We start from the raw sequence: 17103 nt of genomic DNA on the forward strand, positions 1-17103 counted from the left end.
GTCTGCTTACGTTTGCCTGCGTACTCGGCATCAGCGAAAGACATTTGCTTCATCGGGGCTCAACCGTTCAGTTCGTGGGACAGGCGTATTTCACCAGATTTGGAAGTCCTTTTCAGAGTTTCCTTAGGGTCTGGCGGTGCGGCGGATATTGGCACTTGAGGCGCAGCCTGCAGCCCCCCCGCGATCACACTCAAACCCATTACCAGTAATGCTTTCTTATAATTGTTATGCATGTTTATAAATAACCTTTGATTGATAAGATAAATCAATAATGGCTGTCAATAGTTACTGCAGACATTGAAGTAAGTCGGGCCACAGGATGGCGGCCTTGACTATAAATATTTGAAGAGGGGCAGCATCGTCCGTGCGGACTAGATGATATTGCCGATAACCTGAAATTGATTATCGCCATTAGTCATAGGGCTATTTCTATAGAATGTGACGGATGTCACAGAAAAAAGACTGTTTATAAAACAGCGGTGCAAGTTTTTTCTGTGAATTGTGATCACGGATGGCAGATACGTTAAAAAATAAAGGGCTGCCGGCAGGTTGATCTATTATGCAAGGCGTGTTCAAGACATGATGATTGGGGAGAGTGAGTGGGAGTGATTTTTTACGAGGCCTGTGTGGCCGGGGGGCGGTGTGATTGACGCCTGTTGGAAGAACTTCAAATCCAGTGCATTGCTTACCGGTGCGGGCTATTGCTTTGTGATCGCATGTTCGCTGAGCATTTTTTATCTGTACTGTTACTGGGATGAACCAAGGCCGGTAGAAAGGGTATTAGTCACGACGGAAGGTACACTATATGCGTATGCGGACAGTTCTCAGTATTCGACCTCGTTTCTGGTTAAAGAAAACAGTGGCAAGCTGATCAAGTTAACGGCGGTGCCTGATTATACCCGCCTCATCAAGGGATTTGGTTCTAATCCTGGTAAAGCTATTGTGGTCAGGCATTACGAAGGCAGGGTTATAGCATGTCGTATAGAAGGTGTGGAGTTTTGTATACCGCGGTGCTTTACTTCCTGGGAGTGTCAAATCAAGGTGGTTGAATCAGACGCCAGGGCAATGAGGCAAACCATCTATACAGTGTTGTTTATGGGAGTTGGTTTGGTGCTGCTGTTCATGTACAGGAAGTTGTAAAAAAACAAGCAATTAAAATCGTCCCGACGCTGTGCAAAAGACTTTGCGCGGCCGGCTGCTATATTTAATCCGCCTGACGGCTCCCGTGCCCCGCAAACAACCCTGCTGCGTTAAAGGACGACATGATCGACTTTCTCTGCGCCATCCTCGAATTGCTGGGCCTGATTGATTCCCGGGTCAGAGCACAAGGCCCTTCCAGATGGTATCGACGCCATCCAAAACTGATCCGCAGTGTGCTCAACATTTGCTGGATCCTCGCTTCGGCAGTGTTTTTGATCTATGTGCTGCAATGGCTGAGCATCCTGGGCCCGTGGGTACAGGGACTGGTGGCAGGAGTGATCGCGATGCAGGTGGTCGGCTTTTTAATTTTGCTGTTACGCCGGAAAAAATCTTAGCCTCCCCCCTCTGTTACAGGCTCCTGGAAGATTCTGCCGGCGCGGTTGCTATCGCTCCAGTTACTGACTGCTGGTGGCTGGCCCGTTCTCGACAAAGACCCCCGGGACCTGATGCGTATAGTAAAGGTGCCTTGCAGGAGCCCGGCTGGCTGGCGGTACCGATCACGGCGTTGTGCGACGCAGCGGCAAGTACGTGCCCTGAGGGGCGGTGTTCGCGCCTGTAGTCGGGCTCGGCTTTCATAATAAGTACAAGAGGATGTCATGTTGAAAAAGCGATTTGTCACTGTGCTCTGCCTGCCTTTTACCGTCTGCGCTGCACTCGCGAGCACTGAGCAGCCAGTTGTCGTACAGAGCGATTTTGATCAGATGGCGACCCCGGTGCATCAATGGTCGGACAAGGGAAAAGAGCTGTTTTATATCGACGAGGGCCCTGAAGACGGGATCGCGGTTGTGTTTGTCGGGGGCAACGGCACCAGTGCAAGAGCCCTGGAACTGACCAATTTTCTGCGCTCTACCCGCGAGCAATTAAAGCTGCGGTTCATCACATTGGAACGTAACGGTTTTGGCCAGAGTGCCTTCGATCCGAAAGGCGATTACGGCAGCTACAGTGCCGATGTCCATGCCTTGCTTGACCATCTGGGCGTTGATGAATTTTCCTTGCTGGCGATCTCCGGTGGTGGTCCTTATGTCGCCCGGATTGGAGCAGACCTTGCGCCCCGGGTGCGTTCGATTCACTACGCTGCGGCCTATTCCCAGCCGGGGGTGGGCAAGCCCGCTGAGCGTTGCAAGGTGTCCGATGAGCAATTGGCGACGACTGCCCTGGCTTATACGGTGCCCACGCAGTGGTGGGCCATGCCTGCCGACAGTTCAATCAAACACATCCGCGGCTGGCAAGATGCGGCCTACGATGATGGTCTGCGCACCTTCTTCATGAAAGGCACCCAGGACGTGAAACCTCTGTTGCATGAGTGGCGCCTGTATTGCCAGCAACCGGTGGCTTCCGGGGCGGCAGTCAAGTCACCGGTGTTCATTTATGCGGGCACCGCCGATAGCGTAGTGCCCATGGAGCACAAGGATTTCTGGGCCGGGCATTATTCAAACATTGCTGCCGTACGCGCTTATCCGGGGGAGGGGCATGACGTGCAGTACCGGCACTGGGGCCAGATTCTCAGCGACATCGCTTATCAGGGTAAGCGCCTGCTGATCTGTGATCAGGGGCAGTCAGTCTTGCTGCCTGAAGAGGTGGCGCAACAAAAAATCACCCGGGGCGCAACCCTGGATATATGCGCCTGGCAAAAAGCAGGCTGAAGGATTGCCCTCATCGCAGGCAGTTGATACTGCCGGTGATGAGGGCAGCGGAGACCGGACGCCAGCCACCACAAATCAAGGGATATTGACTTGAAGAACGCGAGCCAGGGACTCAGGCCGCAGTCGAATCAATGTTCCGGCGCAACCATCCGAAACTGTATGTCTATATCGTTGGAAACCAGACTGTCAGACCATTCGCCAGCCCCGACGTTGAAATCACTGCGTTTGAGCACCAGCTCTGCGTCGAAAATGCCGATGCTTCGCTCTGATTTCAGAAGCATCGGCACTGTTACCTCCCTGGTAAGGCCCCTGAGTGTAAGGTTGCCAATGATCTGGTAGCGGTTGTTGCCCAGGTCTTTAATGCGCGTCGACTCAAAGGTCGCCACTGGATAAGCAGTGGTGTCGAACCAGGCAGGCTTTTGCAATTCAGTGTTGGCGTCTTCGCTGCCGGCGTCGATGCTGTCGAGGTAGATGGTCAGTTTGGCCTGAGCCGCCTCGGGGTGTTCGGTGTCGAAACCGAGGGTCCCGACAAACTTGCCAAACGTGCCATACACCTTCGAGCCCATCTGGTGGTAGGTAAAACTTATGGTGCTGGCGGCGGGATTGACGTGGGTGTATTCGACGGCATCAGCGCCGGGAAAAAAGCCGAGGGTAAAAGTGACAGCCAGTGCGGTGGTACGTAGAGATCGAGGACTCATTGCACTCTCCAGGACTGGCCCCTTATGGGTCGAAAGGTGTGGCAGTAGCTGAGGTGAAGCAAAGACTGGCCGTTTGTTGCAACCCGCAGAGGGCTCAACTTTTACCTGGCTGCGTACCAACGCCTGCCGGGTGTTGGCAGGGGTGACGCTATCCTCGGAATGCGCCCTTCAGGAATCTTAGCAGTGTTCGAGAAAGCGTTTTAAACACTCAGGCCCCGATGCCCTCAGTAACGAGTGGCAGCCAATGGCGCCGGGGAGAAGGAGGGGCGTCGAGCATGACGCACCTCGCTTGCTGCTTTTGGTTGCTGCTGTCCGGGGGCGGCCACTGTCAATTAGCGGCCGCTCTCTTTTACGAGGGCAGCAGGAAATCGTCGCGGCTCGTCATGCCGCTGACAGTACTTGTCGGGTGTTGGCAGGGGCCAGGCGGCTTGAGAGCCGATAAAGTTTTTGCCCCTTGCGCCTTGCATGGCGCACAGAATCATTTGCTCGGCTTGCTCCGCCGTTACGCCATAGTCGGAAAATTCCGTTTTCACGCCCATACTATGCAGGAATTCGCGCAACTGATCCTGAGCTTTGTCCAGGTCGTTGCCGAAAATTCGTTGCAGAGTACGGTCGCGCGCTGCGTCGCGACCCCAGGCCAGGCCCAGCACCAGCGGCAATGTAAAGGAGCAGGCAATGCCATGTGCCAGGCCGTATTGCAGCGTCATCTCGTAAGAGATCGAGTGGGCAAGGGCGGTTTTGGTGTTGGAAAACGCCAGTCCTGCCTTGAGTGCGGCCAGTGCCATGCGCGAACGCAGTTCTTTGTTGGTGAGATCACGACGCAGCTGCGGCAGGCATTCGAAAATGTCCGCAATGGCGGAGATGGCGAAGGTGTCGGAAACCGGATTGGCATTGATGTTCCAGACCGACTCCAGCGCATGGGACAAGGCATCCAGCCCGGTAGAAACGGTGACGCCGCCAGGCACGGTCAGCATCAGTTGCGGGTCGATAATCGCGACTTTCGGCCAGGTGCATTCAAGGTGCAGCGAGTATTTTTTATGGCTGGCCGAATCCCAGATCGTCGCCCAGGGCGTCACCTCGCTGCCGGTACCCGCCGTGGTGGGCGCCGCGATCAGTATTTTGCTGCGCGCCGGGACGAAGGGTTTGCCGGTTGCCAGCAATGCGAGCAATTCATCAAAGTGCCCCGATTCATTGCCCACGATCAGCGCCTTGGCGGTGTCGATGGCACTGCCGCCGCCTACTGCGATGACCGCGTGGCAATCGCCGGCTTGCTGCCAGAATCGCTCATAGGTGTCCCGTAGCCGGGCCACGTCAGGATTAGGCTGGACATCTTCAATTACATACACCAGACGGTCGCCCAGCAGATCCTGAATGCGATCAACCAATCCCAGCCCGCGCGCTTCGGGAAAGGTCACTAGCGCGACTTTCTGGTTTTCAGTGATGTCGGCAAGCTCAAGCAGGCTGCCCCAGCCGAATCGTGTATCAACGGGATTGTGGAATCGGGCAATCATGGCGGGTCCTTTATTTTTGTGTTGGAAGTGGCCCCATACTCGGGGGGCTTTTCCAACAGCTCAAATCGATAATTCGCAGGCATTAATCGGCAGAACCGATACTTGATTCAATGTGAGTGCCTGGGGCAGGGATGTTCAGTTGTGAGCGCCACGCTGGATCGCGTTGCGCAATCGACCCGACACCGCATCAGCGACGATCACCATCAGCGTGATGACGATGATGCAGGTGGCAGTCTCCTGATACTTGAACAGTTTCAGGCTGCTCACCAGCTCAAAACCAAGCCCCCCAGCACCCACCATGCCGAGTACGGTCGCCGAGCGTAAATTGACTTCGAAGCGGTAAAGGACCACTGCAATCCAGGCCGTGATGACCTGCGGCAGTACCCCGAAAACGATGACCTGCAAGGACCGTGCGCCGGTGGCCTGGAGCGCTTCAATCGGGCCTTGGTCGATCTCCTCGATACTCTCGGCAAAGAATTTTCCAAGCATGCCCAGGCCATGCAACGCCAGCGCCAGCACGCCGGGGAAGGGCCCAAGGCCTACCGCCGAGACAAATATCAGGGCCAGAATCAGCTCATTTATGCTGCGAGTGAAATTAAGAAATTGCCGGGTCGCGTGGAACACCAACCGGTTTTTGTTCAGATTGCGGGCCGCAAGAAATGACAGCGGAATGGCCATCAACACGCCGAGCAATGTGCCCCAAATGGCAATTTGCAGAGTCTCCACGGCAGGCGCCAACAGTCGAGGAACAATACTCAGGTCGGGTGGGACGGTGCGTGCAAGGAAATCACCAATTTGTGGCAACCCTGCCGCCAGTTCAGCCACGCTTAATTGCGCGCCAGTGGCACTCCAGTGCAGTGTCAGAATGACCGCCAGCACGATTGCGCCAGTGGACAGCCACCCACGCGGTCCGCGAGGCAGGCTCACGGTCCACAGATAACTTTGCTGTTTCATGCTTGAGCCCTCACTTGCGCGACGGGGGTTATCAGTTCGTCCGCTCTCGCAGTGGCGCCCTGGGGGGCCGTTGTCTGGCCGGGGTATATGCGCTGCAAGTCGTCTTCGGTCATGCTGCAAGCGCTACCGTCATACACCAGTTTTCCGTGGGCCAGGCCTACGATCCGGTCTCCAAACTCCCGGGCGTAATCGACCTGGTGCAGGTTGCACAACACCGTGATACCCAGCTCCCGCGTGGCGTCGCGCAAATATTGCAGCACCAGGCGCGCAGTCTTCGGGTCGAGACTGGCCACCGGCTCGTCGGCCAGAATCACTTTTGGGCGTTGCGCCAGGGCACGTGCGATGCCCACGCGTTGCATCTGCCCCCCCGGAGAGCGAATCGGTCCGTTCGCGGGCTTTGTGCGCCAGCTCGACGCGCTCCAGGCATTGCATGGCCAGCGCCACGTCCTCGCGCCGAAACAACTGCATGATGGAGGTGAGCGTTGACACCGCGCCCAGGCATCCGGTGAGTACATTCTTCAGTACGCTCAGACGCGGTACGACGTTGTGGTGCTGAAAAATCATTGCCGCCTGACGTCGCAGAACGCTGGTGTCGCGGCAGGCCAGTGCGTCAATGCCTGCCACTGAGAGTGTTCCGGAATCGGCCTGGACCAGTCGGTTGATACACCGCAGCAAAGTAGATTTACCCGCACCGGACTGGCCCAGCACCACCACGAATTCTCCTGCTGCCACCTCCAGGTCGATCCCGCGTAGAACCGGGTTTGGGCCGTAGTGCTTGGTCAGTTGGCGGATGCTGATCATTTGAGCCTCCGCAAATCGAGATTGAGCACCTTGGCGGTTTCGCGGACGACGTCGTAAGCCGCATCGGTAGTGGGCTGAAAGCCGTCCAGTTGGCCCTGGTCACCCCAAGGCACGTCCTTCACCGAAGCCAGGGCGGCAGCGACTTTTTTCTTGAGTGCCTGGTCGAGGTTTTGCCGCCAGACCATTGGAGACTCCGGGATCGGACGCGAACTCCACACCACCTGGAAGTCATCCTGCTTCACCAGTCCTCTGGCCACGGCGTTGGTCAGAATGCGGTCGGCGACGGCGCCAGCATCTACCTTGCCGTTGGCTACAGCGAGGATGCTTGCGTCATGGGAACCGGAGAACACCACTCGCGAAAACAATGTTGCGGGATCAAAACCGGCCTGTTCCAGTCCGGCTTTGGGGAACAGATGGCCAGAAGCAGAGCTGGGGTCGACAAACGCGAAGGTGTGATTTTTCAGATCGGACAATTGCTGAATGCCGCTGTCCTTGCGCGCAAGGATCACGCTCTTGTAGGCGCTTTGCCCGGTTTTTTTGGTGACGGCTACTGCGAACGCTTCGACCTCTGCTACCGACGTTGCCAGAACATAGGAGAAAGGGCCGAGGTAGGCCACATCCAGTTTGCCTGCACGCAGCGCTTCGATGATGCCGTTGTAGTCCGTGGCGACAAAGGGTTCGACGGGCATGCCCAGTTTGGCTTCAAGGCTGCTGAGCACTTGCTTGCTCGACTCGATCATCGCCTGGGAGTCTTCCGACGGGATCAGGCCAATTCTCAATTTCTCGTTCGCTCCTGCTTGGCAGACAGCGCTTATGGAGAGGCAGGCAATAGCGGCGACACGCAAAAATCCGGAGAAATTATTCATGGCATTCCAGGCGATTGGTTGGAGTGACCTCAGGCTAGAAATGTCACGTGACAGTCATACGATCAATTCAATATAGGTTTTCGCAGCTAAGTATTGATGGAGTCTATGGATGTCGACCGCCAGGATGCGTGCCTTCCTCGCCGTGGCACATCACGGAAGTTTCAGTGCCGGCGCACGGGCCCTTGGGCTCAGCCAGCCGACGCTCACCACACAAGTCCAGAGCATGGAGCGGCAATACAATCTGGAGCTGTTTCACCGTCGCGGGCGGCGCATTGAGTTGTCCGATGTCGGCCGGCAATTACTGCCCATTGCGCAAGCGATGGCTGCGCTGGATCTGGACGCGCACAACTTGCTGCGTGACTCCGGGCGGCTTGACAGTGGCCAGCTCAAGATAGGGGCGGTGGGGCCTTTTCATGTGATCGAGATGGTCGACAATTACTTTCAGCAGCATCCGCGTATCGATGTTTCGATACGGGTTGGCAACTCGGCGCAGGTGCTGGCCGATCTTGAGAGTTACGTGACCGATATTGCGGTATTGGCCGGATGGCACGAAGATCCAGGACTCTGCGCCGTGCATTACGCACGTCACGCCATCATCCTGTTTGCCCACCATGAGCATCCTTTCGCAAAACGCGAGTCAGTACGACTCGAGGAACTGGACGGCCAGCGGCTACTGCAACGGGAGCCTGGTTCCACTACTCGTCTGGTCCTGGAACAGGCCTTGTTGGCGGCACAAGTTGTGCCCCGCATCGCCATGGAAATCGGCAGCCGCGAGGCATTGCGCGAAGCTGTGGTGCGTGGGATCGGGCTGGGGGTGGTCTCCGAAGCGGAGTTCATCGCCGATCCCCGTATTCGCACGATCCGCATCGAGGGCGATCCGCTCTACACCGAAACCTATCTTTATTGCCTGGCCGAGCGGCGCTCCAGTCGACTCATTACATCGTTTTTTGATGTGGTTCTTTCGGCGCAGGTGAACGACTCACATTCGGCTGGCGAATATTGAAAGTCCGCGATTGGCCGATTGGAGGGGCCAGGAAAATCAGGAGAGTTAGTAAAACCTGGCAAGGAGCTTGTTTTGCCAACAGTCGCGCCAATGATAACTATCCAGTGGTGCTAAATTTCACAGCCAGATTTTCCACCGAATACACTGGAGATCAATCGCTCACGCAATGATGTTTCTTAATATTACAAAGCAGGATGATAATAATTTAGTTAGGGTGGTTTTGTTTTGAACGTATAAATCAGGATGTACAGCGTGAGTTCCCTAGCAACAAATCCAAGATTTACCATCGTGATCGCTATCTTTTGTTTCCTCTCAATGGCGCTTGCGGCCAAAATAACTTACCTCATGGTTTTTTCTCATGAGTTCTTGAGCAATGAGGGTCGTAAACGCTCAATGCGGTTGATTGAAACAGCTCCCGTTCGCGGTACTATATTTGACAGGTTTAATCAGCCCCTGGCAGTTTCCACACCCGTGAGTACCTTATGGGTAAATCCCAGGCAGTTTGCCCCAACGAATCGGCAGGCAGTCATCCTGGATGAACAGCTTGATATTGATGCCTCGCGGATCAGGGCGTTAACATTGAATGAACAAGGTAAATCTTTTGCCTATTTGGCCCGAAGAATTAATCCTGAGCGCGCGAACAAGATCATGAAGTTATCTATTCCAGGTGTTTATGAGCGCCAGGAATACAAAAGGTTTTACCCTCAAACGTCGATGCTTGCCCAGACATTAGGCTTCACTAATATTGACCAGCAAGGTATCGAAGGCATCGAATTGATGTACAACCAAAAGCTTTCTGGCAAGCCTGGCCTGGAAGAACGCACCTTGAACTTACACAAGCGAGTCACCCGTGAGATCCTGGTGCACAAGCCCGTTACCCCCGGAGAAAATCTGCATTTAACAATTGACTCGACACTTCAATATTATGTTGAAAAAGCTTTGCTCAAAGGGGTAAAGAATAATGCAGCCAGGTCGGCAAGTGCAATTCTCATACACGCCAGAACAGGAGAAATACTGGCACTGTCTACGATGCCTTCCTTCAATCCAAACGCACGTAGAGGTTTCAACGCGGAGCGTATTCGAAATCGTGTGTTTACTGATGTGTATGAGCCAGGCTCGGTAATAAAACCATTCAGTATGGCCGCCGTTCTGACAGCCAATATAATTGACAAAAATGCCATTATCCCAATAGCGCCGGGTTTCATAAAAATCAATGGATATACCATTCGGGATGTAGGCAGAGACAGCCAGTTGGACTTGGCGGGAATCATCCGTCGTTCTTCAAATGTCGGCATGAGCAAGGTTGCTATTCCGACAGGAGGAGCAGTGATTTCGCAATTGCTTACTGATCTGGGGTTCGGAAACAATACTGCGATTTACTTTCCAGGGGAAAGTATTGGGACAGTTCCCGTCAGGAGGGTATGGTCAGATATCGCTACGGCGAGTCTCTCATACGGGTATAGTTTGTCGGTCAACCTGGCGCAACTGGTTCAAGCCTATACCGTATTTGCCAATGATGGGGATCTGATACCGCTATCGCTAATCAAGGGTGAGAAGCAGCCGCCACGCAATGTCATAAGCCCGGAGGTCGCCAACAACATTCTGGACATGATGGTACATGCCGTGGATGGACCCGGAGCAGGTGGAAAGCGCGCAGCAATCGAAGGTTATGTCATTGCGGGTAAAAGCGGGACCTCACGCAAGGCATCCAGCGGTGGATATAAAAGTAATGAATATAGAGCCATGTTCGTAGGTATCGCTCCGGCCAACGCGCCTGAATTCATTATGGCTGTAGTCGTGGATGAGCCAACTGCAAATGGTTACTTTGGGGGCGCTATTGCAGCGCCGATTTTCAAGGAAATAATTGAAGATGTGCTTCGGGTCAGGAATATACCTGGCAATGCAAGTGAAGTATTTCCAGCAGCACTGGCCCCAATCGTTCAGTAGGCGCTGTCTCTGTTGCGGCAGTCAGGGTCGGCTTTAATACCCCGTACGACTGCCGCTTTTGGCAAAACTGAGTGTGACCAGCTGCTGCTGCCCTTGATTGAATGCGGTTTATTTGCCTTGGACCAGTATTGACAGTCACCTGACTGCAGATGGATTGAGTTGAGCCTTGACTGCGATACTGGCCATGCCCGCATGGAGTGGCTCACGACCTGTGAGCTTGACTACGCCCCTGGCTCGGAAAGTTGCTTCGTTCTCCAGCGCATCAAATCGACTTTGCAAGCACTTAAAATATCTCCAGAGCCCGATCCCCCCATCATGGAATCACTTTCCCATTGGCACTGTGCATCCTTGAATTTTTCAAAGGCCTTCTGAGAGGCGAGCAGCGATTCAAGGGCTTTGGCCGTCGCGCTCGAATCGATTTCTTTTGTTTGAGCTTCCAGCTTTTTGTAGGCGCTATTCATTTGTGAAGTGATTTCGCGAGTCTTGCCCTCAAGGCAGCTTTGCAACGCTGTCCGGGGCTGATCGCCAATGGAGTTGTTGCATTCGTTCAGTGCTCCGGTTTGAGCATCGTTGGCCACTGCAATTTTTGCTGCGCCAGTACCAGGCGCAACTGCGGTATTGATAGCGCTATTTGCGATTGGGTTTACATCTGGTTTCGCGGGTGCTTGAGCGAATGCAGTACCCATGGCAAATGTAGTCGCTACAGCAACCACCGAAATGAGTTTTCTCAATTTATCTATCCTTTGGAAGGCGTTTTTCGAGGGGCAAGAAACAACTTTTGATGCTTGGCCAATTGCGTACTACGTCTGCAAGACTAGCTCTAATGGCGTTCACAGCCCAAGGCCTGTTTGACTGCATCTTGGGCAAACTGTTCATAAAGGTCGGGGGGAGATGCCGGGAATTGCAAATCAGGGTGAAGCATCATTGGATGGGCGGACTGAAGTGGCAGGGTCAGCCTTTGGGTCAAGCATGGTCGCAGAGAGGGGCAGAGTTGAATCTGCTCTGGCTCTTGATGTTGCGAGGGGCCCCTTGGATTTAATCAGCCACCCACACAGCAGTGTGCTGCACTTCAAATCTCGGGGCCGGGAGAGCTCCATCCGTTACGCGCGGTAGCTCCAGACCATTTCCACCACCCGTGCGGAAATCAATATATAGACGAGCACTATCAAAAGCTGAAAGACGAGGTGGTAGCGCAGTTGGGCCAGGCGGCGAATACCATCACTGACGTTCAGCAGCATGAGTATTCCAGATATGGTGATCACCCCCCACCCAGCCATGTTGGTGGCCGTGATGCTCATAAAGAGCTTGTGATCACTGTGCAAAGCGTTCGTACCCGCTGCAAACAGAAGCGCGCACAGAACCATATTTTTGAAATTGTCGAAGATCTTGGCATTGAGATCCTTGTCGAGCAATTGCGAGTAGCGCATCCATAATTTTTGCATGTTCACTGCCTCAAGAAGGATCAATCAAGCACAGTTCGTCTCAACAACTGCTCAAAGAGTATCGGGCACGCGTTGCATTCTGAAACGCGCCACCGCCAGTTCAAGTTCGTTGGGCCGGTTGGGTGGGGACGCTGTTGTAGCTGGCTTCAAGTGTAAGGATTTAGCCAGCGCGCTTCTACGGCTTTGCGAACGTCTTCTGTTGGCCGCAAGCAGCCTTTCACGCAGGACTGCTTACGGCCAGAAGCGTTCTCTGACAGACCGTGGCGCGGCCTTGCCGAGTTACGTCTGTGCAGCTTATGCCGTGGCAGCACCGAGCAATTGACTAATGATCGCCGCCGCTTCAGGTACAGCTTGAGTGGCGATATCCAGATCCAGCGAGTTCAAGGCAACAACACCCACGCAGGCTTCAAAAAAATGCTGGTTGTGAGGGCGACTGATCGGGCTCGCCACGCCAATGGCCCCGGGCTGCAATTGACCGTGAGTCAGGCTATAGCCCAGTTCACGCCCCTGTATGACGGCCTCCGAGTCTTCGGGATGCGCCTTGCGGCCAGAAAGAATCGCAATCCCGGCCGCGCCCTGGTGAAGAGGGTGGCGGCTACCGATTCGATACCCGACGCGCATCAACGACTCTTCGGGGTCGGCAACCATGATCACCATGCATTCATTGCCCTGAGTAACGGAAATGAAAGCACTGGCTTGAGACTGTTTGGCCAGGTCGAACAGCGGTTGCTGTGCTACAGCCCTCAACCGGGGTTCGAAGCGAGCTGCAAGGAGAGTTGCTCCAGCGCCAAGACGGATAACACCTTCAGCCCCGCGACTGATCAGAAAGTGATCCTCCAGCGTGGTCACGATTCGATAGGCAATGGCCCGATGCACCTCAAGGCGAGCGGCCAGTTCGGCGATGGATATACCGCTGTCCTGTTGAGCAATGATGCTTAAAGCCTGAAGCCCTCGATCGAGGGTTTGCAGGGTGTTCTTGCTCTTTTCCATAGGAGGACGCTCCAGGTTCTTTGACGCAAACAAAAGAACGGCATATGCTCATTTTCTATATTAGTACACAGTTGTGCGATAAAAGTAAAACAATAAGAGGTCAACCATGTCTCAGCCCAGTGCGCCGGAAAAGACTGCATCCCGTGAAGCCGGTCAATCAGTCAGTGCCGGAAAATGTCCGTTCGATCATGGCCAGATGAAACCCGCTGCAAGTGCGGGGTGTCCGTTCTCTGCGGCGGCGGCCAGCTTTGATCCTTTCGACGAGCCGTATCAACTGGATCCTGCCAGTGCCTTGCGCTGGTTCAGGGATCAGGAGCCGGTGTTTTACAGTGACAAGATGGGTCACTGGATTGTCAGCCGCTACGAGGACGTGAAAGCGATATTTCGTGACAATCGGATTTACTCGCCCGCCAACGCACTGGAAAAGGTCACACCTTTTGCCCAGGAGGCACAGGACGTGCTGATGGGTCACGGTTACGCCATGGATAGAACACTGGTCAATGAAGATGAACCGGCGCACATGGATAGACGCCGGGCGCTGATGGGGTCGTTTTCGGTAGAGGAGTTGGCCCACCATGAGCCAATGGTGCGGCGTTTAACGCGCGATTACATCGATCGCTTCATCAATGCCGGCAAGGCCGATCTGGTGGATCAAATGCTCTGGGAATTGCCGCTGACGGTAGCGCTGCATTTTCTGGGCGTCCCCGAAGAGGACATGGACACTCTGCGCAAGTACTCGATCGCCCATACCGTGAACACATGGGGCAGGCCCTCTCCAGAAGAGCAGGTGGCCGTCGCCGAAGCGGTTGGACAATTCTGGCGGTATGCCGGCCAGGTACTGGAAAAAATGCGCAAGGAAGATTCGGGCGAAGGCTGGATGGGCTATGCCCTCCAGCGGCAGAAGGATATCCCCGAGATCGTGACCGACTCTTATCTGCACTCCATGATGATGGCCGGTATCGTCGCTGCGCATGAAACCACCGCGCATGCTTCAGCCAATGCCTTGAAGTTATTGCTGACCCACCGTACGGCCTGGGATCAACTGTGCGCCGATCCCGCATTGATTCCCAATGCGGTGGAGGAGTGCCTGCGTTTTTCCGGCTCGATTGTCGCGTGGCGGCGGTTGGCGACCGAATCGACGCGCATTGGCAATGTCGAGATCCCCAAAGGTGCCAGGTTGATGGTGGTCATGGCCTCCGCCAACCATGATGAACGACACTTCGAAAACGCCGACGAACTGGATATCTACCGAGACAACACCACCGACCATCTATCGTTTGGTTATGGCAGCCACCAGTGTCTGGGCAAGAATCTGGCGCGTATGGAAATGCGCATTTTCATTGAAGAATTCACCAAGCGTCTGCCTCACATGCGGCTGGTGGAGAACCAGAAGTTTGAAGGCATCCCGAATATTTCATTCCACGGGCCGGAGCACTTGTGGGTTGAGTGGGATCCAGAGCGCAATCCGGAACGGGCCGTACCAGGGATCGTTGACAGTCACCTTCCACTGAAAATAGGTCCACCCGCGCGGGCCGATATTTACCGCCATGTGATCGTTACGCAAGTAAAGGAGGAAGCCGACGGCGTTTTGGGTATCACGTTGGCCGATCCAGGCGGGAGTAAGCTGCCGGGTTGGACGCCGGGCGCCCACATCGATGTGATCGCAGGTGACTATGTTCGTAAATATTCGTTGTGTGGCATTTTGCACAATAGCCACGAACTGAGAGTTGCTGTTCTCAAGGAGGGAAGCGGCAGAGGCGGCTCTGCCTTTATCCATCAAACGGTCACCGAAGGCATGGCGCTGAAAATTCGCGGCCCGAGGAACCACTTTCGACTGGATGAGACGGCGGATGACTACCTGCTGATAGCAGGCGGTATCGGCATTACCCCGATCATCAGCATGGCAGACCGCCTCAAACAATTGGGTAAGCGATATCGCATTCATTACGCCGGGCGCTCACTGCAATCAATGGCTTTTATCGAGAGGCTCACGCGTGACCACCTGGAATGTGTGCAGTTTTATTCCGCGGAACAAGGGGGGCGCCTGCAGGTCAGCTCGCTGCTGGATACGGCTGCGGCGGGGACCCAGCTATACGCTTGCGGCCCAGAGCGGCTACTGACTCACTTGCAAGAGCAGGTGCTCTGTAGGCCAGACCTGACCTTGCGCATCGAACATTTCAGTGCCGCGCTCAAGCCGCTTGATGCGAGCACTGAAAAGGGCTTCACGGTCGATTTGCAAGACTCCGGGCTGACCATCCAGGTGGCCCCCGAGCAAACGCTTTTGCAGGCCCTTCAAGCCTTCAACGTGGATATTCCCAGTGACTGTGGCGAAGGCCTCTGCGGCTCATGCGAGGTGCGCGTTGCTCAGGGTGAAGTGGATCACCGGGATCAGGTCTTGACCCCCTCGGAACGGCAGGTAAACGATCGAATGATGGCCTGCTGTTCAAGAGCCAGGACCGGCCGACTGGTATTGAAGCTTTAGGGCTTCAAGGCGCGGGTGGCATTCGCACACCCGCGCGCTGTCACCCATTGCTTACCCAAACAATAATAATCAGGTAAACAACCATGCAGGATCAGATCTCGAATTTTCGTGCGACCCTGGATCGCCACCCGATCTCAGGATTTCAATGGCGGCTATTACTGTTACTGACGTTGCTGTTGATCACCGACGGCTACGACGCGCTCGGGCTTGGTTACGTCGTGCCGGCACTGGCTCAGGAATGGAACGTAGATAAAGTACTGTTCGGCCCGGTGTTCAGCGCTAACTTGCTGGGACTGACGTTTGGATCACTGCTGGTCACGCCCCTGGCCGATCGAATCGGCATTCGCGTTGTACTCATAGGCTGCGTATCGGTCTATGGCCTGCTGACGTTGACAACGGCGCTGGTCAACTCCATCGAGGGGTTGGTCTGGGTTCGCTTCATTTGCGGAATCGGCATGGGTGGTGCCATGCCCTGCGCAATGGCGCTCATGTCCGAGTACTCGCCACCTCGCCAACGCACATTGATGGTAACGCTGGCGGCATGTGGCTTCTCCCTGGGCGGGGCAATGGGCGGTTTCGTGGCCGCAGCATTGATCGACCGATTTGGTTGGCAGTCGGTATTTCTCACCGGCGGTATCGCCCCCTTGATGCTCTTGCCGGCGTTGCTCTTGTTCCTGCCGGAGTCGTTGCCAAGGTTGCTCAAAGACGGAGCCCCTTTTGTTCGGTTGCGCAAGTTGACGCGCAGAATGAAACTCGACTGGGAGCCGGTGCCTGTATGGGATGCGCAGTCGAAGGCGTCTCAATCCCCCAGTCGCTTTGCCGTGGTCGAGCTGTTCCGCAATGGCTATGCCCGCCCCACGCTCATGATCTGGGCAACGTTCTTTATGGCGTTGATCTTGCTGTACTTCATGGTGAGCTGGTTGCCGACCTTGCTCAAACAGAACGGCGTCAACCTCAGTGAAGCAAACTTGATCACGTCATTGTTCCTGTTTGCCGGGACGATCGGCGCAGGCGCGATGTCCTACTTTGCCGACCGTGTCACCAACAAGGCAAAACTGTTGTGTGTGGTGCTTGCCGCAGCTGGATTGTTCACCTTCCTGATTGGGCTGTTTCACGACAATAAGGTCGTGATGATCGGGTTGGTTTTCGCCACCGGTATGTGTGTGATAGGCGGACAACTGACACTTAACGCGTTCAGCAGCAACTTCTACCCGGCCCATTGCCGCGCTACAGGGGCCGGTTGGGCCTTGGGAGTAGGGCGCTTTGGTTCGATTCTGGGGCCACTGTTCGGCAGCCTGTTTATCGGTATGCAGATGCCGGTCAGTCAAATTTTCATTCTCAGCGCTATTCCGGCAGTTCTGGCGGCGCTGTTCATATCTCAGGTGAAGGCACCCAAGGCGAAGGATGAAGTCCGCGAGTGGAAAGGGCAGGTCAAGGAAAGCAGTCCGCTTTGAGGTCGCGACGAAGAGCGGTTTGAGGCCAATGGGGCATAAATCCATCGACGGTTCGTTGGGTAAATATCTGCCGGCTGCGACCGGCAGATATGGGCCGATAGCAGCCTGTCGC

At 55.0% G+C, this 17103-nt stretch carries 14 protein-coding genes and 1 pseudogene; 7 read left to right on the forward strand and 8 right to left on the reverse strand.

The window, feature by feature from the left end; translation table 11 throughout:
• Positions 1 to 642: 642 nt before the first annotated feature.
• The 3 genes from EQV90_RS15085 to EQV90_RS15095 all read left to right on the forward strand — a co-directional run bounded on the left by EQV90_RS15085 (position 643) and on the right by EQV90_RS15095 (position 2843).
• Positions 643 to 1140, forward strand: a complete 498-nt coding sequence (locus tag EQV90_RS15085) for a hypothetical protein (protein WP_240878338.1) — start codon at positions 643 to 645, stop codon at positions 1138 to 1140.
• Between the two features lie 122 nt (positions 1141 to 1262).
• Entirely contained in the window at positions 1263 to 1535 is a 273-nt protein-coding gene (locus tag EQV90_RS15090; protein WP_127196705.1) for a hypothetical protein, read from the forward strand.
• A gap of 261 nt (positions 1536 to 1796) precedes the next feature.
• On the forward strand, positions 1797 to 2843 hold the full coding sequence (locus EQV90_RS15095) for an alpha/beta hydrolase (RefSeq protein WP_240878339.1): 1047 nt from the start codon (positions 1797 to 1799) through the stop codon (positions 2841 to 2843).
• A gap of 128 nt (positions 2844 to 2971) precedes the next feature.
• Here the strand turns inward: EQV90_RS15095 and EQV90_RS15100 are convergent, their stop codons facing one another.
• From EQV90_RS15100 to phnD, 5 genes and pseudogenes are all read right to left on the reverse strand, one after another.
• The gene (locus EQV90_RS15100) at positions 2972 to 3541 is read right to left on the reverse strand and encodes a YceI family protein (protein ID WP_003447651.1); all 570 of its coding nucleotides are present in this window, start codon (positions 3539 to 3541) and stop codon (positions 2972 to 2974) included.
• A gap of 332 nt (positions 3542 to 3873) precedes the next feature.
• Positions 3874 to 5052 (reverse strand): iron-containing alcohol dehydrogenase PsrA, encoded by a 1179-nt coding sequence (psrA, locus tag EQV90_RS15105; RefSeq protein WP_240878340.1) that lies wholly within the window; start codon positions 5050 to 5052, stop codon positions 3874 to 3876.
• A 135-nt stretch (positions 5053 to 5187) separates the two neighbouring features.
• Complete coding sequence (gene phnE, locus EQV90_RS15110) at positions 5188 to 6006, reverse strand: phosphonate ABC transporter, permease protein PhnE (protein WP_240878341.1); 819 nt, start codon at positions 6004 to 6006, stop codon at positions 5188 to 5190.
• Positions 6003 to 6807, reverse strand: a pseudogene (phnC, locus tag EQV90_RS15115) (phosphonate ABC transporter ATP-binding protein). The gene phnE and the pseudogene phnC overlap by 4 nt, the downstream one beginning before the upstream one ends.
• Positions 6804 to 7673, reverse strand: coding sequence for a phosphonate ABC transporter substrate-binding protein (gene phnD, locus EQV90_RS15120; RefSeq protein WP_240878342.1), 870 nt, complete (start codon positions 7671 to 7673; stop codon positions 6804 to 6806). Before phnD ends, phnC begins: the two are co-directional and overlap by 4 nt.
• A gap of 109 nt (positions 7674 to 7782) precedes the next feature.
• Here phnD and EQV90_RS15125 point away from each other — a divergent pair, with 109 nt between their 5' ends.
• Together EQV90_RS15125 and EQV90_RS15130 are read left to right on the forward strand one after the other, a co-directional pair.
• The gene (locus tag EQV90_RS15125) at positions 7783 to 8676 is read left to right on the forward strand and encodes a LysR substrate-binding domain-containing protein (protein ID WP_240878343.1); all 894 of its coding nucleotides are present in this window, start codon (positions 7783 to 7785) and stop codon (positions 8674 to 8676) included.
• A 243-nt stretch (positions 8677 to 8919) separates the two neighbouring features.
• Positions 8920 to 10623 (forward strand): penicillin-binding protein 2, encoded by a 1704-nt coding sequence (locus EQV90_RS15130; protein WP_240878344.1) that lies wholly within the window; start codon positions 8920 to 8922, stop codon positions 10621 to 10623.
• A gap of 221 nt (positions 10624 to 10844) precedes the next feature.
• Here EQV90_RS15130 and EQV90_RS15135 read toward each other — a convergent pair whose 3' ends face one another.
• The 3 genes from EQV90_RS15135 to EQV90_RS15145 form a co-directional block, all read right to left on the reverse strand.
• Positions 10845 to 11354 carry a lysozyme inhibitor LprI family protein gene (locus EQV90_RS15135; RefSeq protein ID WP_160627270.1) on the reverse strand — a complete coding sequence of 170 codons (510 nt, stop codon included), beginning with the start codon at positions 11352 to 11354 and terminating at the stop codon, positions 10845 to 10847.
• 369 nt (positions 11355 to 11723) lie between these two features.
• Positions 11724 to 12065, reverse strand: a complete 342-nt coding sequence (locus EQV90_RS15140; RefSeq protein WP_003447675.1) for a hypothetical protein — start codon at positions 12063 to 12065, stop codon at positions 11724 to 11726.
• A gap of 294 nt (positions 12066 to 12359) precedes the next feature.
• Positions 12360 to 13055, reverse strand: coding sequence for a helix-turn-helix domain-containing protein (locus EQV90_RS15145; protein ID WP_003447676.1), 696 nt, complete (start codon positions 13053 to 13055; stop codon positions 12360 to 12362).
• Positions 13056 to 13161: 106 nt separating this feature from the next.
• Here EQV90_RS15145 and EQV90_RS15150 point away from each other — a divergent pair, with 106 nt between their 5' ends.
• On the forward strand, positions 13162 to 15537 hold the full coding sequence (locus tag EQV90_RS15150; RefSeq protein ID WP_240878345.1) for a cytochrome P450/oxidoreductase: 2376 nt from the start codon (positions 13162 to 13164) through the stop codon (positions 15535 to 15537).
• Between the two features lie 83 nt (positions 15538 to 15620).
• On the forward strand, positions 15621 to 16991 hold the full coding sequence (locus EQV90_RS15155; RefSeq protein ID WP_003447678.1) for an aromatic acid/H+ symport family MFS transporter: 1371 nt from the start codon (positions 15621 to 15623) through the stop codon (positions 16989 to 16991).
• Positions 16992 to 17103 lie beyond the last annotated feature (112 nt).

Source organism: Pseudomonas sp. TMW22089 (assembly GCF_022496645.1).
Taxonomy (GTDB): Bacteria; Pseudomonadota; Gammaproteobacteria; order Pseudomonadales; family Pseudomonadaceae; genus Aquipseudomonas; species Aquipseudomonas paraversuta.